18 protein-coding genes are annotated in these 25,851 nt (G+C 74.9%); 11 read left to right on the top strand and 7 right to left on the bottom strand.

Features of this window, described 5'->3' with window-relative positions:
* Window positions 1-349: 349 nt before the first annotated feature.
* Window positions 350-922, bottom strand: coding sequence for a hypothetical protein (locus ABZ990_RS23810; protein ID WP_361235011.1), 573 nt, complete (start codon window positions 920-922; stop codon window positions 350-352).
* A 212-nt stretch (window positions 923-1,134) separates the two neighbouring features.
* Entirely contained in the window at window positions 1,135-1,734 is a 600-nt protein-coding gene (locus ABZ990_RS23805; RefSeq protein ID WP_361235008.1) for a TetR/AcrR family transcriptional regulator, read from the bottom strand.
* A 121-nt stretch (window positions 1,735-1,855) separates the two neighbouring features.
* Here ABZ990_RS23805 and ABZ990_RS23800 point away from each other — a divergent pair, with 121 nt between their 5' ends.
* Entirely contained in the window at window positions 1,856-2,869 is a 1,014-nt protein-coding gene (locus tag ABZ990_RS23800; protein WP_361235005.1) for a zinc-binding dehydrogenase, read from the top strand.
* 28 nt (window positions 2,870-2,897) lie between these two features.
* Here ABZ990_RS23800 and ABZ990_RS23795 read toward each other — a convergent pair whose 3' ends face one another.
* Window positions 2,898-3,461: a hypothetical protein gene (locus ABZ990_RS23795; protein ID WP_361235002.1), complete on the bottom strand. Its 564-nt coding sequence runs from the start codon at window positions 3,459-3,461 to the stop codon at window positions 2,898-2,900.
* A gap of 483 nt (window positions 3,462-3,944) precedes the next feature.
* Here ABZ990_RS23795 and ABZ990_RS23790 point away from each other — a divergent pair, with 483 nt between their 5' ends.
* From ABZ990_RS23790 to ABZ990_RS23750, 9 genes are all read left to right on the top strand, one after another.
* A complete protein-coding gene (locus ABZ990_RS23790; protein WP_361234999.1) occupies window positions 3,945-4,817 on the top strand; it encodes a DUF4132 domain-containing protein in 873 nt (290 codons plus the stop codon).
* 35 nt (window positions 4,818-4,852) lie between these two features.
* Window positions 4,853-9,823 carry a DNA-binding protein gene (locus ABZ990_RS23785; protein WP_361235019.1) on the top strand — a complete coding sequence of 1,657 codons (4,971 nt, stop codon included), beginning with the start codon at window positions 4,853-4,855 and terminating at the stop codon, window positions 9,821-9,823.
* 167 nt (window positions 9,824-9,990) lie between these two features.
* Entirely contained in the window at window positions 9,991-11,145 is a 1,155-nt protein-coding gene (locus ABZ990_RS23780) for an AAA family ATPase (RefSeq protein ID WP_361234996.1), read from the top strand.
* Window positions 11,146-11,267: 122 nt separating this feature from the next.
* Window positions 11,268-14,912 carry a DUF5682 family protein gene (locus ABZ990_RS23775; protein ID WP_361234993.1) on the top strand — a complete coding sequence of 1,215 codons (3,645 nt, stop codon included), beginning with the start codon at window positions 11,268-11,270 and terminating at the stop codon, window positions 14,910-14,912.
* Complete coding sequence (locus tag ABZ990_RS23770; protein ID WP_361234990.1) at window positions 14,909-16,804, top strand: hypothetical protein; 1,896 nt, start codon at window positions 14,909-14,911, stop codon at window positions 16,802-16,804. The genes ABZ990_RS23775 and ABZ990_RS23770 overlap by 4 nt, the downstream gene beginning before the upstream one ends.
* A 254-nt stretch (window positions 16,805-17,058) precedes the next feature.
* Window positions 17,059-17,784: a dienelactone hydrolase family protein gene (locus ABZ990_RS23765; RefSeq protein ID WP_361234987.1), complete on the top strand. Its 726-nt coding sequence runs from the start codon at window positions 17,059-17,061 to the stop codon at window positions 17,782-17,784.
* Between the two features lie 192 nt (window positions 17,785-17,976).
* The gene (locus ABZ990_RS23760) at window positions 17,977-19,878 is read left to right on the top strand and encodes an ABC transporter ATP-binding protein (protein ID WP_361234984.1); all 1,902 of its coding nucleotides are present in this window, start codon (window positions 17,977-17,979) and stop codon (window positions 19,876-19,878) included.
* A gap of 90 nt (window positions 19,879-19,968) precedes the next feature.
* Window positions 19,969-20,160, top strand: a complete 192-nt coding sequence (locus ABZ990_RS23755) for a hypothetical protein (protein ID WP_361234981.1) — start codon at window positions 19,969-19,971, stop codon at window positions 20,158-20,160.
* Complete coding sequence (locus ABZ990_RS23750; protein WP_361234978.1) at window positions 20,161-21,498, top strand: hypothetical protein; 1,338 nt, start codon at window positions 20,161-20,163, stop codon at window positions 21,496-21,498. It abuts the gene before it with no gap.
* A gap of 150 nt (window positions 21,499-21,648) precedes the next feature.
* Here ABZ990_RS23750 and ABZ990_RS23745 read toward each other — a convergent pair whose 3' ends face one another.
* The 4 genes from ABZ990_RS23745 to ABZ990_RS23730 all read right to left on the bottom strand — a co-directional run bounded on the left by ABZ990_RS23745 (window position 21,649) and on the right by ABZ990_RS23730 (window position 24,808).
* Complete coding sequence (locus ABZ990_RS23745) at window positions 21,649-22,086, bottom strand: VOC family protein (RefSeq protein ID WP_361234975.1); 438 nt, start codon at window positions 22,084-22,086, stop codon at window positions 21,649-21,651.
* A 96-nt stretch (window positions 22,087-22,182) separates the two neighbouring features.
* Window positions 22,183-22,827 (bottom strand): response regulator transcription factor, encoded by a 645-nt coding sequence (locus ABZ990_RS23740; protein ID WP_361234972.1) that lies wholly within the window; start codon window positions 22,825-22,827, stop codon window positions 22,183-22,185.
* Window positions 22,818-23,924, bottom strand: a complete 1,107-nt coding sequence (locus ABZ990_RS23735) for a histidine kinase (RefSeq protein WP_361235017.1) — start codon at window positions 23,922-23,924, stop codon at window positions 22,818-22,820. The genes ABZ990_RS23740 and ABZ990_RS23735 overlap by 10 nt, the downstream gene beginning before the upstream one ends.
* Before the next feature lie 215 nt (window positions 23,925-24,139).
* Window positions 24,140-24,808, bottom strand: a complete 669-nt coding sequence (locus ABZ990_RS23730; protein ID WP_361234969.1) for a DedA family protein — start codon at window positions 24,806-24,808, stop codon at window positions 24,140-24,142.
* A 411-nt stretch (window positions 24,809-25,219) separates the two neighbouring features.
* On the opposite strand from ABZ990_RS23730, the gene ABZ990_RS23725 reads away from it, so the two are divergent.
* A complete protein-coding gene (locus ABZ990_RS23725; protein WP_361234967.1) occupies window positions 25,220-25,837 on the top strand; it encodes a hypothetical protein in 618 nt (205 codons plus the stop codon).
* The last annotated feature ends 14 nt before the right edge of the window (window positions 25,838-25,851 follow it).

Genomic DNA, 25,851 nt, shown 5'->3' with positions numbered 1-25,851 from the left:
GCGTTGCTGACCGAGCATGTCGCGTGGCTGGAAGCGCGGTACGCGGAGGGGGTGTTCCTGGCCTCGGGCCGCAAGGAGCCGCGTGAGGGCGCGCACCCCGGCGGCTCCGGGCGGGTGAGCCGCTGCGGCGGTCGCGGGTCCCCCGGCCGGCCGGAACGCGGGTGCGGCGCGCAATCCCCGCCGCACCCCGGCCCGGAAGACGCCCGGGCGAAAGGCGCCCGGAACCGGAAGGCGGGTCGCTCGCGGGACCGCGCCGCCCTGCGGCGCGCCGGGGCGCGGCAGGACGGGGACGGGACGGCGGGCCGACGGGGCCGGGGCCGGGGCGGGCGGTGAGCCGGGGCTTCCTCGCTCAGTAGTAGCCGCGGTCGTACCGGCGCAGGCGGGTGGTCAGGGCCTGTTCGGTGCTGCCGAGCGCCTGCGCGATCTCGTCATCCGGATACCTGCCCGTGGCGGCGCGGGCGAAGTAGCCGCCGGAGCAGGCGATGATCAAGTCCAGTTCGCCGATGACCCGCAGTCCGGCCAGGATGTCGCCGTGCTCCAGCTCGTCGACCCGTGCGCGCAGCCGGGCGATCAGGTCGACGAGGTCCTCGGGGATCGGCCACGCGCCCGCTGCCGTCTCCCGGGCGTGGGTCGCCCAGTCCTCCTGCGGGCCGGTGATGTCGTAGCGGTACGGCTCGCGGCGGGAGACCTTGTCCCACTCGATCGGGTAGGTGTCCTCGCCGAACCAGCCGCAGGCGCACGCCCCGCGCATCCGCTCCGCGCGCGGGGCGCCGAGTGTGCCGTCGTAGATGTGCCAGTCCGTGGACTTGTGGAAGGTCGCGCCGCTGCCGATGTCGTAGTGCACCGGACCGGGCACGGTGCCGTCCGGCAGCAGCACCCCCACCCGCCCCCGGTGTCCCTCCGCACTGTCCAGCTCCCACATGGCCGGCCTCCCCTTTTCCTCGTCGCGGGACCGCTGCCGCGGGACGCCGCAGCGGCACGAGGTCCCACCCTGGCCGACCGGGCGGACGCGGCGCAGGCGAACTCCGGCATATTCCCCGGGCGAGGGCCACGCGCGCCGGGGCGGACGGTGGTGCGAGGGGGCGCGCGCTTGCCCGGGCGCGCCGGGGAGACCCCGTACGAGGGCCCTCGCCGTCACGGACGGGCCCGCGCCCCCGGGTACGCCCCCGCCAGCACCAGCCCGACCAGTCGCGCCGCGAAGTCCTCGTCCAGCGGGGCGCCGCTGATGAGGGCGCGGGTGAACAGGGGGCCGCTGACCGCCTCGATGACCAGGCCCGGGTCGGTGTCCGGCGCGAGTTCGCCGCGCTCGACGCCCCGGCGGACCATGACCGCGCCACGTTCGAGGCGTTCGGTCCAGAAGGGGAGGCGGCGGTCCGGCAGGCTGTCGTCGCGTTCGGCGCTCAGCCGGAGCAGCGCCTCGCCCTGCGCCGTCGCGAGGAGGCCGGCCAGCGCGCCGAAGTAGGCGACGAGGTCGTCGTGGACGCGCCCGGTGTCCGGGACGGGCATCGCCGTGTCGACCTGTTCGGTCAGCGCTTCCAGGATCAGGTTCTCGCGGGTCCCCCACCTCCGGTAGACGGAGGTCTCGTGGACCCCGGCGGCACGGGCGACGGCGCCGACGGTGGTGCCGGCGAGTCCGTGTTCCGTCAGGACGTCCACGGTGGCGGCGAGGACGGCGGAGCGCATACGGGCACCTCGGCGGCGCAGGGGCGGGGTGTTCCGGTCGGGCGAGGCCATGATCCATCGTAACGCAGGGCCACTTGCTTTAAGTGGAGGGCGGGCGTACGTTTCTTTGCAAGACGACTTGCGTTAAGGGGCCCGAGGCCCCGGGTCGCCACCGCGTCAAGGAGGCCACGTCATGGAGCAGATGCTCGCCGCCCGGCTGCACGTCCCCAGCCGCACGCTGCGGATCGAGGAGGTGGCGAAGCCCGCGCCCGGCCCCGGTCAGGTTCTGGTGAAGGTGGAGGCCGCGGGCGTCTGCCTGTCGGACGTCCATCTGATCGACGGCACCCTCACGCCACTGCTCCTGCACGGCGACACGGTCACCCTGGGCCACGAGGTGTCCGGCACGATCGCGGAGACCGGGCCGGGGGTCACCCGCTGGACCCCGGGGCAGCGGGTGGTGCTGTACGCGGGCGAGGTCCGCGACGGGGTCACGTACACCCGCGGGGTGGATTACGACGGCGGCTGGGCCGAGTACGCGCTCTCCTCCGAGTACGCCCTCACGGAACTGCCCGAGGCCATCCCCTTCGACCAGGGCGCGATCATCCCGGACGCGGTCTCCACGCCGTGGGGCGCGATCACCGTCACGGGTGCCGTGAGGCCCGCCGAGGCCGTCGGTGTCTGGGGTGTCGGCGGGCTCGGCGTGCACGCCGTCCAGCTGCTGCGGGCCGTCGGCGCGTGCCCCGTCATCGCCGTCGACCCCAACCCCACCGCCCGCGAACGCGCCCTCGCCCAGGGCGCCGACCTGGCGCTCGACCCCGCCGACCCGGCGCTGCGCGAGCGGATCGGCGCGGCGACCGGTGGAGCCGGACTCGCCGCCGCCTTCGACTTCGCCGGGGTGCCGGCCGTCCGCGAACAGGCGCTGACGGTTCTCGCACCCAAGGGCCGGCTGGTGCTCGCGGGCCTGACCGACCAGCCGCTGACCGTCGCCGACGGCACCCGCTTCAGCTATCTCCAGCAGCGGATCCTCGGCCACTACGGCTCCGACATGCCGGTCGCGCTGCCGCAGCTGCTGTCCCTCCTCAAGGGTGGCAGGCTGGACTTCTCCGCCTCGATCAGCGGTGAACTCCCGCTGGCGCGGGCCGCCGAGGCGGTGGAGCGACTCACGCACAAGACCGGCGACCCGATCCGTCTGATCCTGCGGCCCTGATCTTCCCCGCAGCGGGCGCCCGCCGTGCTCACCGCCGGCGGGCGCCCGTTCCGTCCTCCCCGGCCCCGCCGCCGGACCCGGCCCCCGAACCGGGCCCGTCCGCAGCGGTGCTGACGTGGAACAGCGCGGCCCGCAGGTCGTACACCGCCCGCTCCATGTCCACCAGCGCGTGCAGCGACAGCACGATGTCGTCGGGAACGCCCATCAGCCGGGCCGCCCGCATCACCTGGGCCCGTTCGGCCGCCGCGTAGACCCCGTCCGCGCCGCACATCTGGATCGCGTGGTACACGAGGTGCGGGGCGGCCCGCCAGGTGTCCACATCGGTGCGGATGGCGGGCAGCAGGTCCTCGATGTCGGCATCGCGGTAGTCGAAGTCCCGGTAGAGATCGAGGACTTCGCGCGGCGCGCCCATCAGTTCCTGATGCTTCATCAGCCAGTCGAACTCGGGCTCGCTGAGCTCGCCGTCCGAACCGGCGATCACCATCAGCACCTTGCCGTAGTTGAGGAAGGCCTCCGGGGTCGCGGCCGACAGGCCGTACAGCCTTTGACAGAGATCGCTCATCGGCACCTGCTGCTCCGGACTCCGGTTCATGTCCCGTCCTTCGTCTTCGCCGGCCCCGGGCCCGCCGGTCCGGCTTCCGTCCCGCTTCCTCGGATGTCCTGCCGATCTTCGGCGCCGGGGCCGCCCCGCCGCCGGGTGAACCGCCCGGGTTCACCCGCCCGTGCGCGGGACGGCGCGCGGACGGCCGAGGTCGGACCAGGACAACCGCTGACGGGCGGTCGGCGGCCGGCGGTCGGCGCACCGTCAGCGGCCGGGCGGGCGCCGGGCATCGGCCCGCTCCGCAGGAGGGCCAAGGCCCCGGCCGTCGTGCCCGACCGCCCCCCTGTCACCCCTGTCACCCCTCCGACCCGGCACGACGATGGCCGAAGTGTCCCGGTGTGCCCACCCGCGCGGCCGTTGTCAGTGGCCCTCGATAGTGTCCTTCACATACCGCAGTCAGGGGGGCCTCGGGGCCTCTGGTTCCGGCTGCGCGGATTCACGGTTCCAGTGGAATTGGGCGGAGGGGCACGGCTGATGACGTGGCTGGCAGCGGGTGAGGGGTACGAGATCACCCTTGAGGACGGGCGTGTGGTCGCACGGCGCGCCGGGGGGCGGCAGCTGAAGAGTCTGCCGAAGGCCTTGCGCGACGATCCCGAAGTGGACCGGCTGCGGCGGCTGTCCGAGTGGCTGGACCGGCACTCGGCCTCGTGTCTGGCCCAGGTGGACACCTGGATGGTCTCCTCGCTGCCGGTGCCGACCGAGCTGATAGCCCGGGTGTGGCCGGACGAGGCATGGCGGTCGGCCCTGCGCGACATGGCGGTCGTCGGCGACGACCCCGACGAGGTCGGCTTCCTGCGCGACGTGTCGGCGGACGGTGAGCTGCGGCTCGTCGACCTCGACGGCGAGACGGTACGGATCGCGCCGCGCACCGTGACCCTTCCGCACCCCGTGCTGCTCCCCGATCTGGAGGACGTACGGGAGTTCGCGGCCGAACTCGGCATCACCCAGCGGGTCGAGCAGATCCACCGGGCCACCTGGAGCCGTCCCGAGGAAGCGGGGACCGGCGACGCGCGGTCCTCGTCGGCCACGGAGGTACGGGACTACGCGGGCGGGAAGTTCGCGTCCCGCTTCGGTCTGGCCGCGCGCGCCACGAGCCTCGGCTACCGGGTGTCCGGCGGCTACGCCACCTGCAAGGTCCGCGACGGCGATCGCGCCGGGGAGGCGTCGGTCTGGATCGGCGAGCCGTACTGGGACGGGGAGTCGGAGACCGGCGCGCTCGGCTGGCACGACGAGGACGGCCGCGCGATGCGGCTGACGGAGGTCGGACCGGTCGCCTGGTCCGAGGGAATGCGCATGGCCGCGGCGCTCTACGCGGGCCGCACGATCGAAAAGGGTGGGGACGCGTGACCGGCACGACCACGACCAAGGGCGCAGGGACGACCGTGGCCACGACCGCGGGGACAACCTCGGCCACGACCCCGGCGACGGACGACCAGCGGCTGCTCGCGGCGGGAGCCGTCCTCCCGGCCGGCACCGAGGGGGCGGGCCCCTCGGCGGTCCCGCTGACCGCGCGGAGCTACGGCCACCCGGTACTGGGCGAGGAGCGGGTGGTGGTCCGTCTGGCCGCCGCCGAACTCGGCCCGGCCGAGGACCTCGCCGCCGGTTTCCTCGGCCTCGCCCCCGTGGCCGAACCGGCCGTGGTGGGCCTCGGCCGGCGCCGGGAACTGGGCTTCCCCGAGTGGGTGCTCGTCCACCACCCGAAGGACGGCCACCACGCGCTCGCGGTCGTACCGGAGCTGGACCGGCTGACCCGGCAGGCGAAGACCAAGCCGAAGGCCGCGCTGGACGCGGTCGGCGAACTGGCCGGCCGGCTCGCCGCGTCCGTCCCCCACTTCCTGCCCGTCTTCTACGAGCAGGCCGCGCGCGTCTTCCTCGGCGTGGAGAACACCGCGTACGCAGGGCAGTTGTTCGGCCGCGCCCGCACCAGCGAGGCCCAGCACGGGCTGCCCGTCGACGAGGACCGGCTCGACGCCGTCTTCCTGGAGTTCGCCCTGGCCGGCGCGCTGCCGGTGAAGGTCCTCACGGGGTACGGCAAGGAGCTGTCCGCGCGGCTCGCGCCCGCCGAGGCGTACGAGCGCTTCCGGCGGCTGTGCGTACGCCGGACGGCGGGCGGACTCGCCCCGTCCGCCCAGGCGGCCGGCGAACTGCGGCGGCTGGCCCGGGCCGCTGGCTGGCCGGCCAGCGAGGCGGAGCAGGAGTACCTCGCGGAGCTGCTGCCGCTGCCCGCCACCCTGCGGGCGGCCGGCGGCTGGTGGAAGGCGCACCGTGCGGCGCTGGTCGCGCTGGCCCGCCGGGTCCCGGCCGTACGCGGCACCCTGCTGTCGCTGACCCCGCCCGAGGAGAACGGGGAAATGGCCGCGCTGTGGCTGGGCATCCTCGCGGACTCGGGGGCGGACGCCGGGCTGACCGAGGACGACGCCCCGGCCGAGACCCGGTGCGCGGACGGTGCCGCCGGCTGGCTGGAGCGCTTCCACGCGGCGCGCCATCGCGGCTGGGGTTCCCGGCCGACACCGCCCGCCCTGCTGGATCTGGTGACCCGGGCGGCCGGACGTCTGCGCGCCGAGCTCGCGGCCCGCCCCGACGGCGCGGGTGCCCTGCGGATCGGCGTCGAGGACGCCAATCTGCTCGATCTGCTGCTGGCCCTGGGGATTCCGGTGGCCGGCCCGGCCCCGGACCCGGAGGCGCGCCGCCGGCGCGGGGCGCTCGATCTGACGGACTGGCACCGTTCACAGGAGCCCCGGGATCTGGCCGCGATCGCCGCCGACCCGCGCTTCCACGCCGCCTTCGACGCCGGTGCCGACGAGTACGACGCCGGGCCGGAGAGCGTGGCCGTGATGCGGCGGCTCGCCGCCTCGGCCGGTGGCCGGCCGCTGCTCACGGCGTGGGCGCGCCGGGTCGCCCGGGAATCGGTGTCCGCCGGACTTCCGGGACTGCCGAAGGCCATCGCCCGGCTGTCGTGGCTGCCCGCCGAGGCCCTCGCACTCGCCGAGGAGGAGGTCGCCGCCGCGACGGGCGCCGACCTCGGCGCACTGCTGGCCCGCACCCTGCGCGGCGGCCTGTGGGAGGAACTGCACTGGCCCGCCTGGGAGGAGGCCCTCGCGGAGCTGGCCCCGGCGCGCGACGGGCGCGGCGGTCTGACCGTCGTGGAGTCCTGGCCGTATCTGATCGTGGCGAACAGCGCCCAGGTCCGGGTCGTCGGCCCGGACGCGACTGTCCTCGTGCACGATCTGCGCGGGCGCCCGGCCAATGTCCGCAAGTACGGCTTCCACTACGTCGACGGCGCGCTCCTGGTGTTCTGGAGCACCTACGGCCGCGAGGAACCCCAGGGCTACTGGCACACCGATCCCGACCGGGTGGTCACCCTGGACGGGGTCGACGAGTGGCGGATGCGCTCCGAGCACCTCAGCCTCGCGCTGCCCGGCGGCGGTCGCACCACCGGCCGCGGTGTCCTGCACGCCGGTGACACCCGGGTGCCGAGGGAGAGTCCGGTGCTGTCCGACGGCTCCTCGTACTGGGTATGGGACAGCCCCGAGGGGTCGGCCGACTGCGGCTGGACGGAGTACGACCCCGCCGAGGGGACGCACGGGCGGCGCTCGCAGCCGGGTTTCCTGGCCGACGCGCTGCTCCCGCACGCGCCCGGTGCCCGGCTGTTCGCGGAGCACTCCTGGGTGCGGCCCGCGCCCACGGTCGAGGGCTCCGTCCTCGGCGCGCCCGCCGGCGGTCTGCTCGGCTGGCGCGTCGTACGGCTGCCGGGCGTCGGCTGGCACGCCTCCGACACCGCCGGACGCGAGATCACCCTGCCCGAGGACAGCCGTCAGCCGGTCGCGGCCCTGACCTTCCCGGGCGACGACCGCCCCCGCTCGCTGACACGGGAGTGGCGGACACTGTCGCTCGGCGACCCGGACGGTGTCGTCACCACGACCGCCCACGCCGGCTACGACGACATCTTCGAGACGGCGGCGTCGGCCCTGCCGCCGCTGCCCTTCCTGTACGCGCTGCGCGCCCGCGACCCGCGCGGGTCGGCCGCCCTGCGCGCCGCCGACGACCAAAGCGCCGCGGACCTGCTGAAGGCGGCCGTCTGCGCGGCGCGCGTCACGGACTTCCCCGAGCTGGTACGGGCCGCGCTGCCGGACGTCGCCACCCCCGAACTGGTCGCCGGTGTGGTGCGGGTGCTCCACTTCGCCGTCCAGCAGCAGAAGGCGCTGTCCGCCGTCGCCGACCGGCTCGACCCCGCGAACGAGCCCGCCGGGGCCCGCAGCCAGGGCCCGTCCGATCATCTGCTCGGCGCCGCGCTCCACGGCATCGTGGACTCCGGGTACTACAACCGGGGCACCGACGAGGACGTCTCCCACCGCTATCTGGCAGAACTGGCCTCGGCGCGCGCCGACACCGCGGCGAAGGCCGTACCCGGCCGGCTCCACTTCGACCTGCCGGCCCTGCCGTACTCCGGGCTGCCCTTCACCGCCTTCCTCGACCAGCCCGCCGCGCTCGCCTTCCGGGCGGTCGCTCCCGGTACGGCGGACGAGCACCGGACGGCCCTGCTCGCCATGCTCGGACGGATCGACGACCTCGGCCTGGCGTCGGCCGCCGAATCTGCCGGGCACTGGCGCCGGGTGACCGTCCGCCTGGAGCCGGCGCAGCTGACCGCACCGGACGGCCAGGGGCGCAACCCCTCCCATCGCAGTGTGCTCCCGCTCGGCGGCGGAGCGGCGCTCGGCTTCACGGAGCCGGTCGAGCACACCGGACATCAGGTCCGCCACGCGAGCACCACGGCCACCACCCATGGCCGGGAGTTCGGCGCGCTGCTGCACGACCCGAGCGGCCGGTTCGAGGTGCCCGGCCCCTACACCCTGCGCGGCAGCGCGGCGGTCGGCGACCCCGCCCGGGGCGCGGACTGGCTGACCGCGTTCCTGAAGGAGGCGGGCGCGCGCGGGCCGGCCCCGTTCGCCGCCGAGGCGGCCGAGGAGTTCGCCCGGCTGACCGGAGCCACCGGCGCCCTGGCCCGGATCGTCGTCGTCGGCATGCCCGGCATCGACAACTGGGAGAACAACTTCCTGCCCGCCGAACTGCGCAAGACCCTCGGTCTGAAGGTCGCCGAGGCCAGGCTCGCCCGGGACGAACTGCGAGCGCTGTCCTACGAGGTGCGCCGAGCGGTCGTCGCGGCGCTGCTGCCCGAGGACCCGGCGGCGCTGTGGACCGAGGGCCCGGACGTGGCGGCGGCGGCCGAGGTGTGGAACGCGCGGGTCGGCAAGCGGGTGCGGGTCCCCGACTGGCTGACCACGGAGGCCACCCGCGCCGTCCGGAGCGGCTGGCCCACGCCCCGGGCGCTGTCCGCGCTGCTCGACCCTCGGTCCGCCGCGGAGCTGAGCACCGACGTCGCCTGGCGGATCAAGAACGACCGCCCGGAGCCCGTGGTCCCGGACGAGCCCTCCTTCACCCACACGGTGCTGGTGAGCGCGCTGAGCCTGACGGCCTGGCTGGCCCACCGGCTGCCGGCCGGGGACGCCTCGCGGGCCGCGCTGCCGGCCGCGCTGACCGCCGTACGGCAGCGGCTCGCCGCACCGGAACTGCTGCTCGCCCTCGGGCACTACACGCAGCTCGCGGACTTCCGGAAGGCCGCCGGCGCGCCGACGGAGACGGCCCCGGACCACGAGCGGTACGGCGCGGTCCTCATGGCCACCCACGACGGCCAGCCCCTCCCGGCACTGCGGACCTCGCTGCTCGACTCCACCGGCTCCGACCCGTACCTGCCCCTGCTGCGCGGCGCCGAGCAGCATCCGACGGCCGTCGAGGTGGCGCTGCGGCGGGCCCACGACCCGGTGTTCGCCCGGCTCCTGGCCGACCCGGGCGCGCCCGCGGCGGGCGAGCGGGACGAGGACGGGACCTGGTGGCCGCAGGACCCGTCGCGTTCGGTGCCCGAGCTGGTCGCCGAGGCCGCCGGGGCCCACGGTCTCGGCGCGGACGCCGCGACGCTGTATCTGATGCTCCTCGCCCTGCCCGACCCGACCGACCGGAACACGGCACGGTGGACCGGGTGGAAGCCGGCCCGGCTGAAGGCGGCCCGCGCCGAACTCGCCGCCACCGACCTGGTCGTGTCCGCGGTCCGGGCCCGGGCCGGACGCTCGCTGTTCCTGCCCGGCGCCTGGGTCGAGCAGACGGCTCCCGTGCCGCCCGTCGAGCGGTGGAAGCTGCCGATGTACGGGCCGCTCGCGGGCGACCGGCCCGCGCTGGGTGCCCTGGTGCCGGTCGAGCCGGTCGCCGAGCTGTACGCCCGGGCGTGGCGGCGGATCACCGAGGGCGACCTGCCGCGCTTCGAGGAGCTCAAGGTGAAGCGCACCCGCCGGCGCCGCTGAGCCGCCGGCCCGGCCTGGCGGTGGGCGGGGCGTGCCCCTTTTCGGGGTGCTCCCCGCCCACCGCCCCGCGCCGCCGTCCCCGCCGCCCGGTCCGCTCCCCTCCCCCCATCGTCGTTCGTCGTCAGGCGGTCCTCGTGGACCGTCCCACCCGTACAAGGAACCCACGCATGAGCGTCACCCCACCGTCCACGCCCGCCCGGCAGGTCCTCCCGGCCGAGGAGCGCCACGCCACCGAACTCGCCTTCCTCGCCGCCCAGGACCCGGGCCCCCGCCCGCCCGGCTGGGCGCTCACACCGCGTGCCGTCGTCACCTTCGTCTGCGGCAGCGACGGGGTGGAACTCGCGCTGCCGAAGCGCCGCGCGGGCCTGCCGGCGAAGCTCGTGGTCGCCCCGAAGTTCGTCGGCGAGCGGGCGCTGGTGGAGCGGTGTGTCGTCACCCTCGCCGGAGACCGCGGACTGCTGCTCACCGGCGAGCCCGGCACCGCGAAGTCGATGCTGTCGGAGCTGCTCGCCGCCGCCGTCTGCGGCACCAGTGCCCTGACCGTGCAGGGCACCGCCGGAACCACCGAGGACGCCTTCCGCTACGGCTGGAACTACGCCCTGCTGCTCGCCCAGGGGCCCACTCCCGAGGCGCTGGTGGACTCCCCCGTGCTGTCCGCGATGCGCACCGGCCGGGTGGTGCGGGTCGAGGAGATCACCCGCTGTCTGCCCGAGGTGCAGGACGCCCTGGTGTCCCTGCTGTCCGACCGGCGTCTCACCGTTCCCGAGCTGACCGCCACCGAGGACGCCGTGGTCAGCGCCGTCCCCGGCTTCACCGTGATCGCCACCGCCAACCTGCGCGACCGGGGCGTCTCCGAGATGTCCGCCGCGCTCAAGCGCCGCTTCAACTTCGAGACGGTGCACCCTATCGCCGACGCGGACGCCGAGGCCGTCCTGATCCGCCGTCAGGCCGTCGCCGCGGTCGAGCGGGCGGGCGCCGGCTTCGGTGTCGACGACGCCGTCCTGGACGCCCTCGTCACCGTCTTCCGCGACCTGCGGTCGGGCCGTTCCACGGAGGGCTGGGACGTGGAACGGCCCGGCACGGTCATGTCCACCGCCGAGGCGGTGCAGGTCGCCGCCTCCATGGGTCTGGCGGCCGCGTATCTGCCCGGCGGGGACGTCCTCGATCTGCTCCCCGGTCATCTCCTGGGTGTCGTCCGCAAGGACGACCCGGCCGACCACGCCCGGCTGCTCGGCTACTGGGACGGCCCGGTCCGCCGCCGCGCCGAGAACGGCTCGGCCATGTGGCGCCGCCTCTGGGACCTGCGCGGGAGCCTGCGGTGACCGCCGTCGTACCCCTCGATCCCCCCGGCGGTCCCGCCGACCCCGACGCCCCCGATCGCCCTGGCCGTCCTGGCCGTCCGGGCCGTCTCGACAGGCTCTCCGGGCTCGGGCCCCGGGAGGCGGTGGACACGCTCGCCGCGTCGCGCACCCCGTATCTGCTGGGCGTACGCCACCACAGCCCGGCGCTCGCCGCGATGGTGCCCGCGCTCCTCGACGCGGCGGGCGCCGAGACGGTCTGCGTGGAGCTGCCCGCCGACTTCCGGCCGTGGCTGGAGCATCTCGCCGACCCCGAGACCACGGCGCCGGTCGCGCTGGCCGGTTCGGGACGGGACGGGCGGCTGTCGTTCTATCCCTTCGCCGACTTCTCCCCGGAGCTGGCGGCGGTGCGCTGGGCCCGGGAGCGCGGCGCCGAGGTCGTCTGCTGCGATCTGCCGCTCTCCGACCCCGGCTGGTCCCTGGCGCCCGCGCCCGCCCTGCCGGCTGACGGCTCGGAGGGTGTGGCCGGTGCGGAACAGGCGCCGGACGCGGACGGCGCGAAGGAACCGGGCGAGGGCGGTCGCCGTTCCTTCGCCGCCGCGCTCTCCTCCGCCGGAACCGGCCGGGACGGCGACGACCTGTGGGACCGCGCCGTCGAGGTGCTCGCGCCCGGCGGTTCGCCCGAGGCCGTCCGCCGGGCGGCGCTCGGGGTGGGATGGGCGCTGCGCTCCGACGGCGCGGTGCCCGCGACCGATCTCGCCCGCGAGGCCCGGATGCGCCGGGTCGTCGCCGAGGCCGCGGCGGGCGGCCGGCGGGTGGCCGCCGTGGTCGGCGCGTTCCATGCCCCGGCGCTCCTCCTGGACGGCTCCGGATCCCTCGGCGACACGGTCGGCGCCCCGGACGGGGAGGCCGGGATCGGTCTCGGCACGGGGACGGTGACGGCGACGGCGACGGGCGCCGAGGTGTCCGTCACCTCGTTCGTGCCGTACTCCTTCGATCTGCTCGACTCGCGCTCCGGCTATCCCGCCGGCATCCGCGACCCGCGCTGGCAGCAGGCCGTGTTCGAGGCGGGCGGAGACCCGGAGCGGCTCCGCGACGCGGCCGCCGCCGCGCTGACGGGGCTGTGCCGCGAGCTGCGCCGGGCGGGCCACCAGGCAGGCACCGGCGAGGCGGCCGAGACCCTGCGCGTGGCCTGCGACCTCGCGTCGCTGCGCGGGCTGCCCGCGCCCGGGCGCGGCGAACTTCTCGAAGCCGTCACCTCCGTCCTCGGCCAGGGCGAGCCCCTGGGCCGGGGCCGGGCGCTGGCGCGCGCCCTGGAGACGGTGTTCGTCGGCACCGCCCGCGGCCGGATATCGCCGCACGCCCCGCGCTCGGGTCTCGGCCCGGCCGTCGAGGAGGAGCTGGCCCGGCTGCGGCTGCCGCGCCCGGAGGAGCCCGAGCCCCGGGAGGTACGGCTGGACCCGCTGCGCTCGCCGCTGGACGGCGAGCGCGAGGTGCTGCTGCAACGCCTGCGGGTGATCGGGGCGTCGTACGGCGAGCCGGTCGCCGTCGCCGCCACCGGCGACGGCACGGCGCTCGGCAGCAAGTGGCGGCTGACGTGGACGCCTTCGGTGCCCGCCCGTCTCGATCTCGCGGGCGCCCGCGGGGTCACCGCCGCGCAGGCGGCGGCCGGCACGCTGCGCGAGACCGCGCGCCGCGAGGCGGCCGAGGGCGGCCCGACCGCCGCACAGGTCCTGACCGGGCTCACCGCCGCCGCGCGCTGCGATCTGCCCGGACTCGTCGACGACCGGCTGCGCGAGGCCGCCGCCGTGCTGCCCGCCACCGCCGACCTTCCCGAACTCCTCTCTGCCCTCGATCTGTTGGAGGGGCTGCGGCGCGGCCACTATCCCGGGACCACTCCCGAGGCCCGCGCGGTCGCGGGCGAGCTGACCGGCGAGCTGCTCGAAGCCGCCGTCCGCGCGCTGCCCGGTCTCGCCGGGAGCGACTCCCCCGCGGACGCGGCGGCCCTGGTGGCGCTGGCGAGCCGGGCGGCCGCCCGGCAGTCGGGGCTCCGGATGGACCATGTGCTCGCCTCTCTCGCCGCCGACGCCTCCCCGCTCGTCCAGGGTGCGGCCCGGGCGGTCCGTGTGCTGCTCGACCTCGATCCGGCCGACGGGCTGGGCGAGCGCGTGGCGGGATGGATCGACGGGGCGACCGGCCCCGACGCGCGGCGCGCCCTGACGAAGCGGCTCGGCGGGCTGCTCACCGCCGCCGGGCCGCTGCTCCAGTCGTCCCCGGCCGCGCTCACCCCGCTGCTCGACCGCGTCGACACCCTCACGGACGAGGAGTTCCTCGACCGGCTCCCGGCGCTGCGCGGTGGTTTCGACGTCCTCACCCCGGCCGACCGCGACCGCATACTGACCACGGTGACCGAGCGGCTCGGCGACCGGCTCGACCTGTCCCTCGACGCCCCGCCCGAGCTGCTCGCCCTGTGGGCCTCGGCCGACGCGGCCGGGCTCGCCGCGCTGAAGAACCTTCCCCTGCCCGGCGCCGACGCGGCCGGCACGCACCCGCCGGCGGCGGACGACCGTACGGCGGAGAACCGTACGGCGGACGATCGCGCGAAGGGCGCACCCGCTCACCCCGTCGCCCCGACGCCGCCCGTCCCCTCGCCCTCGCCCTTGCCCGTGCCGGAGCGCCGGCTCGGCGGGGCGGACCGCTGGCGGCTGCTCCTCGGCCGTCACCAGGACCGGCTGAACGGCGAGGCCCGCCGGTACGCGAACGCTCTGGACGAGCTGTACGGGCACGGCCGCGGCGAGGGCGCCGAGGATCTCGGCGGCGGGTCGGGCGGCGGCCGGGATGCCTCGTTCCCCACGGCCCGCGAGTGGTCCGAGGAACTCCGGGCGCTGTTCGGCCCCGATGTCCGTGAGGAGGTGCTCGCGGACGCCGCCGGCGCGGGACGTTCCGATGTCCTCGCCGAGTTGGACCCGGCGTCCGTGCGTCCGTCGGTGGAGTTGCTGAGTTCGGTACTGTCCCTGGCCGGCGGCCTGCCCGAGGCCCGGCTCGCCCGGCTGCGGCCGCTGGTGAAGCGGCTGGTCGACGAACTCGCCCGGGAACTCGCCACTCGCGTACGCCCGGCCCTGTCCGGGCTCTCCACCCCGCGCCCGACCCGGCGCCCCGGTGGCCGTCTCGACCTCGCCCGTACCCTGCGCGCGAATCTGGCGCACACACGCCGCACGGACGACGGCCGGGTGGTCGTCGTCCCCGAACGCCCCGTGTTCGGCAGCCGGTCGGCGAAGGAGGCGGACTGGCGGCTCGTCCTCGTCGTCGACGTCTCCGGTTCGATGGAGGCCTCGGTGATCTGGTCGGCGCTGACCGCCGCCGTGCTGGGCGGCGTACCGACCCTGTCCACGCACTTCCTGGCCTTCTCCACACAGGTGGCGGATCTGACCGACCGGGTGGCGGACCCGCTGTCCCTGCTGCTGGAGGTCCGCGTCGGCGGCGGGACGCACATCGCCGCCGGGCTCGCGCACGCCCGTTCGCTGATCACCGTGCCGAGCCGCACCCTCGTCGTCGTGGTCAGCGACTTCGAGGAGGGCGCACCGGTCGCCGGGCTGCTCGCCGAGGTCCGCGCGCTCGCCTCGTCCGGCGCGCATCTGCTCGGGTGCGCGGCCCTCGACGACACCGGTACGCCCCGCTACTCGGTTCCGGTGGCGCGCCAACTCGTCGCCGCCGGCATGCCGGTGGCCGCCCTCAGTCCGCTCGCCCTCGCCCGCTGGGTCGGCGACCGCCTTCGTGGAGAAGCCCGTTGAGCACCGAACTCCTGCCGCCCGTCGCCCCCGAGGTCCTCGCGGGGGCCGTGGAGCAGCTGACCGCGCGGCTCCGCAAGAAGCTCGACGCCACGATCGCGGAGTGCGGCGAACGGGCCGCGGCCGGTGCGGACGGGGCGGTCGAGGTACGTTTCGGCGAGGACACGGTGGTCACCCTGCGACCGGGGCCGTCGGGCGCGGTCACGGAGGCCGGACAGGCCGTGTGCGGCTGCCTTCTGGCGCCGCGTTGTCTGCATCGGGCGGCGGTGCTGGGGGCGGCCCCGATCGCGGATGTGTCCGGCCTGTCCGGGCCGGCCGAGCCGGAGACGGACGCGTCGGCCCGGTCCGGCGGCGGGGCGGACGAGGAACCGGCCGCCGTCCCGGCCGGGCCCACCGCACCGCACACCCCCTCCCCCGCGTCACCCGCCCCTTCGGCGGGCCCCGGGGAGACCGCGCTCACGCCCGCGCAGACCCGGGCCGGAACCGCTCTGTGGGAAGCGGCCGCCGAGGCCCTGTCCGCCGGGGTCGCGGCCGGCGGCGCGGTCGTCCAGGCCGAACTCCTGCGCGCCGCCCACAGCGCGCGCCTCGCCGGGCTGCCCCGCGCCGAGGCCGCCGCGCTGCGGGTCGTACGGGGCCTGCGCGCGGCGCGGGACCGGAGCCAGGGGCAACGGCTCGGCGATCTCGCGGACGCCTTCCGCGAACTGCTCGCCGGTGCCGCGCCGCTCGCCTCCGGCACGGCCGGTGCCGCGTGGGCCGGAGGTGCGCGCCGGGCGTACGAACAGGGCGGCAGCCTGCGCGTGTACGGCCTGTGCCGGGAACCCGTCCTGTCCGCCACCGGCTACGGCGGTGTGACGACCCATCTGCTCGGCACCGACGGGATCGGCTTCACCCTCTCCGACGTACGGCCCGGTGGCCTGGGCCGGGCCAGGGGCGCGGGCTCCGCGTCCGTGGCGCTCGGGGGCGGGATCCTCGACCACGCCGGGCTGGCCCGCGGGGGGCTGCTGATCGCCGGTGCGACCGTCTCGGCCGACGGACGGCTCGGCGCGGGCCGGAGTGTGCGCGCCACGCCGCTGCGCGGGGTGGACTGGTCAAAGGCGCCCGTGGCGGCGCTGTTCGCCCGGCCGGTGCACGAGGCGGTGGCCGAGGCGCTCTCGGTGGCCGAGGAGAGCGGGACGGGCCCGGACGCGCCGGGTGCGGGGCTGCTGGGCTGTGACGTGGAGGTGGCCGGTGCGGCCGGGGACCATCTGGTGGCCCGGGTGCTCGGCGGCGGACCGCTGGTGCGGCTGCGTCCCGCCCATCCGCACCCCGAGTTGCCGCACGCGGCCAATCTGCGGCTGATCGCCGCGTTCCCGGGTCTGGCGCTGCGGGTCCTCGGCCGGCCCGATCTGGACCGGGCGGCGACGCTTCGTCCGCTGGCGGTGGGGCCGGTGCCGGGGGCCGCGTACACGCTGCGGCTGCCGGAGGAGTGGCGGGGGCGGGCCGATCTGGGCTACGACCGGCTCCAGGGCGACAACATCCCGCGGGTCGCACCGGCCGGCACGGACGCGCGCACCGGCCCCGGTCCGGTCACGGCCGGTCCCGATCCACTGGCGGACGCGCCGCTGTGGCGGGTGCGGCGGCTGCTGGAGACCGGCGTCGCGGGCGGTCGGCGGGCCGTCGCCGAGGCGGCGCGCGGCACGGAGACGGCCGGTTTCGCCGTACCGCTGCGCCGGGCCGGGCTCGTCGGCGCGGCCCGGCTGGCCCAGGACCTGACGGCCGAGGCGGACCGCCGCCCCCGCGACTCCTTCGGCCGTCTCCTCGACCCGTCGGCCGACGGCTACGCGCGCGCCTGGCTCGCCTCGGCCGCCCATCTGGCCGCCGCGGAACGGTTCCTGGTGGCCGCCTCCTGGAACTGAGGCGCCCGGAAGCAGGACGCCCGGCCGCCGGGTGAGGTGACCTGCGGGATCCGCTCACCCCGCCCGGTGGCCGTACCGGGCGGGGAAGGCGGCGGCCCTGCCCGGCATGCCGAGGACGACGGTCGGCTCCGGTACGGGGCTGCCCGTCGTCCTCGGTGGCCGACGAGGTCGGGCATGCGGTCGGGACAGACCGCTGTCTGCCATCGGTGAACACCACCCCCGAGCGGGCCCAACGGTCATTACCGTCCAGTCGTATGACGACGGTGACCACCCGTACGGTCGCGTACCCGGCCGACAACCTGACGATGATCGGACACCTCGCGCTCCCGGCCGGTGCCGGGCGCCGGCCCGCGGTCCTGATCGGGCCCGAGGGGATGGGGCTCAGCGATGTCGAGCGTCGCCGGGCCGAGGCGCTGGCCGAACTGGGGTACGTGGCGCTGGCCTTCGACCTCCACGGCGGACGCTATCTGGACAACCCCGAGGAGATGCTGGCCCGTTGCCTGCCCCTGCTCGCCGACCCCGACCGGATGCGAGGAATCGGTCACGCCGCGCTCGACGTGTTGCGTGCCGAACCACGGGCCGACCCCGGCCGGATCGCCGCCATCGGCTACGGCACCGGGGGCGCGGTCGCACTGGAACTCGGCCGCGACGGCGTCGACCTGCGCGCGATCGGAACGGTCAACGCGCTGACCACGGGCCGCCCAGGCGAGGCGGCGCGCATTCGCTGCCCGGTCTGGGCCGGGGTCGGATCGGAGGACCCGATCATGCCGCCCGCGCAACGAGCCGCGTTCACCGAGGAGATGCGGGCCGCGGGCGTCGACTGGCGCCTCGTGGTCTATGGCGGCGCCTTGCACGCCTTCCACCACCCGACGGTCGACCACGCCACGCCTCCTGGCGTCGGCTACCACCCCCGGCACGCGCGGCGAGCCTGGCGGGACATCGTCGCCCTGCTCGCCGAGTGCCTGCCCGTCACGGAGTGATCCGATCGCTTCTTGATGCTCGCCCCTGCCCACCGCCGTTCGACTCCGGGTCGTACGGCGGGCGCAGGGCACTGCCGGCCCGGGAAGATCGTCGAGTGATCCGGGGTCTCCTGGGGCAGTGATGGCGATATGCGCCCGTTGGTACGCATGCCGCCCTTGGTGTGGCCGGCGGGGCTGGAAAGGTGGCCCTCGATGGCTGAACGGCGTACCCGCGCCATGGTGTCCTCCGCGGCCTTCGCCGTCCGACTCGCCTGGCTGGCCGACCGGCGGGCCCTGGTCCATGTGCTCGTGGTGCAGGTGCTGGCGGCGGCGGGGATGGCCGCGGCGCTGGTGGTGACGCAGAGGGTGTTCGGAGCGGTGCTCACGGACGGGCCGGCGGCGGCCGGGCGGTCGCCCTCGCTGGTGCCCGCGGTGATCGGGGTGCTGGTGGCAGGCGCCGCGTTCGGCGCCCTGCGGCTGTCCGGGACGGCCCGGATGGCGGTGCTCACGGTGAAGGTGGACCATCTCGTGGCGAGCATGGTCCTGGAGGCCGCCGTGGCGGCCGAGTTGCGGCAGTTCGAGGATCCGGGCTTTCACGACCGGCTGCAGCGGGCCGTGTTCGCCTCGCGCCGCCAGCCCGCCTTGGCCGTCGTCCTGCTCGTCACCGCGTTCCAGGCGGCACTGACGGTGCTCGCGGTGGGCGGCGCGTTCCTCTTCATGGCCTGGTGGCTGCTGCCGCTCGTCCTGCTCAGCGCCGTACCCGCGCTCCGGGCGGCGGGCTCGCAGCGCGGCGCCCACCACGATCTGCACCACGGCCTGTCGGAGAACCGGCGGTTGCGGGAGTACCTGGAGCGGCTGCTCACCGGCCGGGACGAGGCCAGGGAGATCCGGGCGCTCGACCTCGGGGGTGTGCTGACGGAGCGCTGGGAGGAGCAGTACGCGCGGGAGATCCGCGAGACCGAGAGCCTGCTGAGGACGCACGCCAAGCGCCGGATGGTCGCCCAGGGTGCCGGGGCGGCGATCACCTGTCTGGCGGTGGGCAGCCTCTGGTGGATGGCCGACCGGCAGCTGCTGCCCCTGTCCGTGGCGGGAGCGGCGGTGGCGGGGGTGTGGCTGCTCTCCGTACGGATCAACACCTTCGCCGGCATGCTCAGCGGCATCGGCGAGAACCTGCTCCGCCTCATCGACCTGAAGGACTTCACCACATCGGCGGCGGAGACGACCGGGGCGGACGCCCGGAAGGACCCGGCCGCGACGTCCCGACCTTCTCTGATGCCACGTCAAAAGTCAGCGGAAGAAGCCCCGTTCGGCCCGTTCGGCGAATTCCGTGTCGAGAAGCTGTGTTTCACCTATCCCGGCGCGGACACCCCGGCGGTGCGGGAGGTGAGTCTGGAGCTGCGGCCGGGGCAGGTGGTGGCCCTGGTGGGGGTGAACGGCTCGGGCAAGACGACGCTCGCCGCTCTGCTGGCCGGGCTCTACCCGGCGGACAGCGGCTGCCTGTTGCTCGACGGCGAACCGGTCACGGACCTCGCCGCCCATCGCGAGCGGACGGCGGTGGTCTTCCAGGACTTCACCCGCTACAAGCTGCCGGCCGTGGACAATATCGCCTTCGGCCGCCCGCACACCGCCGCCGACCCGGCCCGGGTGCGGGAGGCGGCCCGGCGGGCCGGGGCGCTGGAGTTCCTGACGGAGCTGCCGGACGGTCTGGAGACCTCGCTGGGCAAGGAGTTCACCGGGGGCGCGGATCTCTCCGGAGGCCAGTGGCAGCGACTGGCCCTGGCCCGCGCCTTCTACCGGGACGCTCCCCTCGTCATCCTGGACGAGCCGACCGCGGCGCTCGACGCGCACGCCGAGGACCGGCTCTTCGCGCGACTGCGCGGGCTGTTCGCGGGCCGGACGGTGGTCCTGATCTCCCACCGGCTGCGCAGCGTGCGGCACGCCGACCGCATCTACGTACTGCGGGGCGGCCAGGTCGTCGAGCAGGGCGATCACGCGTCGCTGCTGGACGCGGGCGGCGCCTACGCCGATCTCTTCCGCGCTCAGGCGGAGGCGTACGGGAACACGGGCACCGCGCGGCCCGGCACCCCCGCCCGTCACACCTCCACGACCGGATAATCGCACACCCATCCAGGGCCCCACTCCTGCGAGTCGGTCCCTCTAGACGCGCCGGACAGACACCCCCATGCTGGATTTATGGTCACTTACATGGAAGAGACACTGTCTCTCACGCCGAACACCGAAATGATCGCCGAAATCGAAGAGATCTTCACCGACACCTTCCTCGCCCCCATGGCGTGCCGGGTGCAGGGTGAAGGCTGCACGGGAGCCGTCGGGTGCTGCCCGGGCCTCGTGTGCATCTCCACCAACGGCTACAGCGGCTTCTGCCAGCAGCCGTAGGTGATGTTGTCGCCAGGGGTGGTCGTGGCCGAACTGGGCAGCAGCGCGGTCCTGCTGAACACCAGCAGTCCCGCCGCCGCCTATGTCAGCCCGACCGCCCTTGGTTGGCTTCAGGGCCAACCACCCGCCCCCGAACACCACGACCAGCACGCCCACTGCTTCACCCAGTGGCGCTCCGCCGGCCTCGTCTCCTCGGGCAACGCGTCCACCACAACCGACGAACCCGGCTCGCTGGAGGCACAGGCGGCCGCACTCGCGGCTCTGCCCGGGCATCCCGTGCTCGTGGTGGCCATGGCAGAGGCCTGCGGCTTCTGCGATCAGCTCGGCGCCGACCTCGCGGCGAACGCCGCCGCTCTCGCCCGTCTCGACGCCTCCGTCCTGCTCGTGGACGCCGACGGCGCCCGGCTGCTGGGCCGTTCGCTGTACATCCCGGCCTACCCCGGCCTGATCCGCCTCGGCCAGGACGCCGCGCGGCGGGGCACGCCCACCGCCGTCCTGCTGTCCCGCGACCGGCCGGCCGAGGTGCTCACCGGGTTCGCCGAGGTCAGCAACGCGCTGATCACCCTCAGCGGTGCCGATCCGAAGGCCACGACCGTGGAGGCGCCCACCAGTTGTTCGGTGAACGTCGCCGCCGAGCCCGTCGACGCGGTCCTCACCGCCACGGTGGGCGGGACGCGTCTGGGGATCGCGGTCCGCGGCCCCGAGGCCCGCCGGATCGCCGAGGAGGCCACCGGCGCCGTCGCCGAGGAGGGCTACACACCCGTCACCCTCACCCTGGAGCGGCCCGAGACCTTCCATCTCCTCTTCCGCGGCGGCGAACTCCTCGCCCGCGCCCGCACACCCGAGGCCCTGCGCGAGGTCCTCAACGCCGTGCTGGCCGGGTACGCGCGCTTCGCCGCCCCCGAGCGGGACGAGATCCCGGTGCTGTGCGGGGCGGCCGTACGCGAGGGAGGGGACGCCGTGCTCTTCCCCCGCAGCTGGATGTCGGACCTCGTCAAGCGCGCCCGGCAACTGGACCAGGCGGGCTGGCGGCTGCGGCCCGAGCCGTACACCGTACTGCGGACCGCCCCCGACACCGCCGCACTCCATCTGCCCGGCGCGGGCGGGGCCGGACAGCCCGGCCCGGCGGTCACCGCGGTCCTCACCCAGGCCCCCGAGGGCGGCGCCCCGCCCAGCCGGCCCCGGCTCCTGGCGTCCATCGTCAACTGGATCGCCCGGCCGGCCGCCGCCGACTCCGTCCACACGCTGGCGGCGTCACTGCGGCAGGTACCCGTCCTCGCGGGCACCTGGCAGGAGGCCGTCACCCATCTGACCCGGACCGACGAGGGCCGTCCCTGACGAGGCCGGACCGGCTGAACGCAGGGCCGCTCCCGAGGCGATGTGCCTCAGGAGCGGCCCGCTTGTCATGCCGTGGGGCGAGGGGCTGCCCGGTGGATCAGGGCCGGATGGGCCCCAGCCCGCGCAGGTCCCGCCGAGACCGCGACGACGTCAGTCGAGGCAGAACTCGTTTCCCTCGATGTCCTGCATGTTCTGACAGGACTCGTTCACGCCGTCGGCCCGCAGGAGGGTGCCCCGCACCGCGCCCAGCGCTTCCAGCCGAGCGCACTCGGCCTCCAGTGCGGCAAGACGCTCCTCGCCCACGAGCCCGGTGCCGACCCGCACATCGAGATGTACGCGGTTCTTGACGGCCTTGCCCTCGGGGACCTTCATGAAGAGGAGTCGCGGGCCGACACCCGAGGGGTCGAGGCACGCGAACGCCGTGTCCCGTTCCTCCGGCGGCAGCGCGTCACGGTGCGCCTCCCACGTCGCGAACCCTTCGGGCGGCGGGGGTACGACGTACCCCAGCACCTCGCACCAGAAGCGCGCCAGGCGCTCGGGCTCCGCACAGTCGAAGGTGACCTGGAACTTCTTGATCGTCGTCGTCACGGCAGGCGAGTCTGCCATCCGGCCGCCAGGGGCTCAACCGGTTAAAACTCCGGCGACGCCGGACTGGTGCGCGAGGGACCTGCGCACTGCCCGGTGTCACGACTCCAGATAGCGGAGCACCGCGAGGATGCGCCGGCTGTAGCCCTCGGTGTGGGACAACTCCAGCTTGTCGAATACGGCGTTGAGGTTCTTCTCCACCGAACTCTGCGAGAGGTGCAGTCTGTTCGCGATCGCCGCGTTCGTGAGGCCCTCGGCCAGCGCCTCGATGACGGTGCGCTCGCGGGGCGTGAGCCGAGCCAGCGGGTCGCTGTGCGCCGTACGGACGACGAGGTGTCGCACCACCTCCGGATCGATGGCGGCGCCCCCGGCGTGGATCCGTTCCAGCGCGTCCAGGAACTCCTCCACCTGCGCCACCCGGTCCTTCAGCAGATAGCCCACGCGCTCCGCGCCGGCCGCCAGCAGCCGGGCGGCGTAGGCGCGCTCGACGTGCTGGGACAGGACGAGGACGCCCGTCTCCGGGCAGCGTTCACGGATTGCCACCGCGGCCCGCAGTCCCTCGTCGGTGTGTGTCGGGGGCATCCGGATGTCGGCCACGACGATGTCCGGCTGCTGTTCCTCGGTCTCCCGCAGGAGGGACTCGGCGTCGGGCAGCGCGGCGAGCACTTCGTGGCCCTCTTCGACGAGCAGCCGGACCAGGCCCTCCCGCAGCAGGGTCGAGTCTTCGGCGAGGATCACACGCATGGCAGCTCCGCGGTGAGGGTGGTGGGTCCCCCGAGGGGGCTGTCGAGGCGCAGGAGTCCGTCGAGGGCGGTCACCCGGCCGCGCAGTCCGGTCAGTCCGGTGCCCGCCGGGTCGGCGCCGCCCGTGCCGTCGTCCTCGATCCGTACGGTCAGGACCGGTCCCAGCCGGTGCACGCGGACGTGGACGGCGGTGGCCCCGGAGTGTTTGGCCGCGTTGGTCACCGCCTCGGAGACGACGAAGTAGGCGGCTGTCTCTACCGGTTGGGGCAGCGGACCGGTCACGGCGAAGTCGATGCGCAGCGGGATGCCGCACCGTTCGGCGACCCCGCCCAGCGCCTCTTCGAGGCCGAGACTGTCCAGCGCCGACGGGTACACCCGCCAGGCCACCTCGCGCAGTTCGGTCAGAACGCCCCGGGCTTCCTCGTGGGCCTGTGCCGTCAGGGCGTCGGCCAGGGCCGGGTCGCGTTCGCGGCTGCGCCGGGCCCGGCCGAGGAGCATGGCGAGGGCCACCAGGCGTTGCTGGACGCCGTCGTGCAAGTCCCTTTCGATACGGCGGCGTTCGGTGTCCACGGCCTGGACGACGGCGGCCCGGCTGGTGGCCAGTTCGTTGATGCGCCGCCGCAGCAGCTCGCGTTCGGACGGGCCGAAGCACTCGCGGGCGATGCCCGCGTCGAGGGCCGTCAGCGCGAGGAGGCCCTGCACGTCGAGGAAGAGCAGCACCCCGCCCAGCAGTACCTGGGTGAGGAGTTCGGTCCACGCGAGGCTTCCGCGCACCGCTCCCCGGGCGAGGAGGGCGGCGAGCACGGCGCCGAAGGCCAGCAGGCCGAGCACCACGGCGCAGAGCAGGCCCGCGTAGCAGCGGACGGCGAGGAAGCGCAGGATCTTCGGATCGGACGCCTGGTAGTGCTCCGGGAAGTGGTCGCCGAAGAACGCGGAGCGGCGGGCGCGTTCGAGGTCGGCGAGGCGGCGGGCGCCGCCCATGAGGACGCCCAGCGCGTCACGGCGGGTGCGGGGCCACAGCAGGAAGGCACCGAGGGCGGTCCCGAGGACGAGGAAGTACACCAGGCCGGTCAGGGCTGTGCCGCAGCCGAGCAGCACACCGGCACCCCGGCGCGGCCAACCGGGGCGCGGGCTCTCGCCGTTGGCCTCGCGAGCGGTGGTGTCTTCGGGGAGGGCCGTCCACCCGGCCGCCGTGCCCGGCGAGTCGTCGTCCACGGCCCTCGACCCTAATGCGGCCGCACGGCCCGGGCAAGATCGTCCGGGCCGTGCGGAGCGGGGCGGGGGCCCCGCCGGGAGGACGGCGGAGTCCGGGGTCACCGGGTGCGCCGGTGCCGGGCCGCGCCGCGGCCTCGGAGCCGTACCGCCAGATAGGCCACGGCCGCCACGGCCACGAGTACCAGGACGGCCTTGGACAGGACGTCGACGTAGGTCTCGACCACGTCCCACTGGTCGCCCAGCCAGTAACCGGCCATGACGAGAACGCTGTTCCAGATCAGACTGCCGAGCGCCGTCAGCATCAGGAAGAGCGGCAGCGGCATGCGCTCCACGCCCGCCGGGACCGAGATGAGACTGCGGAAGATGGGCACCATCCGGCCCAGGAACACGGCCTTGGTGCCGTGCCTGACGAACCATTCCTCGGTCCGCACCAGGTCCGATGCCTTCACCAGCGGCAGCCGGCCCCAGATCGTGTGCATGCGGTCGCGGCCGAAGAGCAGGCCGATCCAGTAGAGCGCCACGGCGCCGGCGACCGAGCCGAGCGTGGTCCAGAACAGGGCCGAGACCAGGGTGAGTACGCCCTGCCCGGCGGCGAATCCGGTCAGCGGCAGGATCACCTCGCTGGGCAGCGGCGGGAAGAGGTTCTCCAGGGCGATGGCCAGGCCGGCTCCTGGTCCGCCCATGGTGTCGACGAGGCCGGCGGCCCAGCCGGCGAATCCGCCGGCGGGCTCCTGGGCCATGGCCAGGGTCGTGAAGTGGTGCGGCATGGTCGGCTCTCCAGACAGGTGGGATACGGCCCGGACGGGCGGCGGGCCTGGACCGGCGGGAGCGGATCGCCCCGGCGGCATCCCTCACGCTAGGAATCGAACGGCCGGCGCCGGTATGGGGTTTGCCGTCGGTCCCGGTGGGGTTCCCCGCAGGGCGCACCCTGCGGTTTTCCGCAGGGTGCGGCGCGCCTGGCCCACGGGGTGCGGGCGGGGAGCGGGACGGCGGACGGGGCCTTGCTCCCATGCGCCGGAAGGGTTCGTTACAGTGCGCTCGGCTCCGGACGGTGGGGATGGCCGGCCAAGGAGACGCCCCCGTCGCGATCATCGACCGGGCCGGACCGATCCCCTCCCTGCGAGGCGGCTGAAAAGTCACTCAATGATGTTCACATCGAAGGAAATTGACGGAGAGTCATGGACTTAGCGCAGCGAATCCACCGCCCGATCACCATCCTCGCTCTGGTCGGCGCACTGCTCGGCACGGCTGCCTGCACAAGCTCAGAGAAGGCCACCGTGGATTCCGTGCCGAAGGCCACCGCCGACCCTGGCGCGTACCGCGTCCCCCGGAACATCTGCGCTTCGATCGACTTCAGCCCGCTTGCCGCCGTGATCGGCAAGACCAGAAAGGCCCCGGAGAACACCACTCTCGCCGGCAACGATTCCGGGGGCGGCGCCGAATGCGTACAGAGCCTGGGTCCTGTCGTCGTCTCGGACGAAGCCTTCGTGGGGTGTTGGGCGTATATCGACGTCTCGAATACGGTCGAGCACTTCGCGTATCTCCGTCGAAATGGCGCCAGGTACACGGTCGATGGCGTGAAAGACACTCCTCTTGTCGGCCAGCAGGCGTTTCAGTACAGCCACAAGCAGGATTCCCCGCCGTGGAAGACCGAGTTGTGGCTGACCGTCCGCGACAGCAACCTTGGGTGCGAGCTGAAGGCTCGGACCCAGAGCCCTCTCCGCGACGATCAGACCACCGAGGTCTACAAGGCTCTCGCCGACATCGCGCGCACCACCCTCCCCCGGCTGCGCTGAGGGGAAGCTCGGCG

Source organism: Streptomyces sp. NPDC046203, assembly GCF_040646255.1.
Classification (GTDB): domain Bacteria; phylum Actinomycetota; class Actinomycetes; order Streptomycetales; family Streptomycetaceae; genus Streptomyces.
The sequence above is the reverse complement of the archived record's forward strand: the minus strand, read 5'-3'. Positions and strand labels throughout refer to the sequence as shown.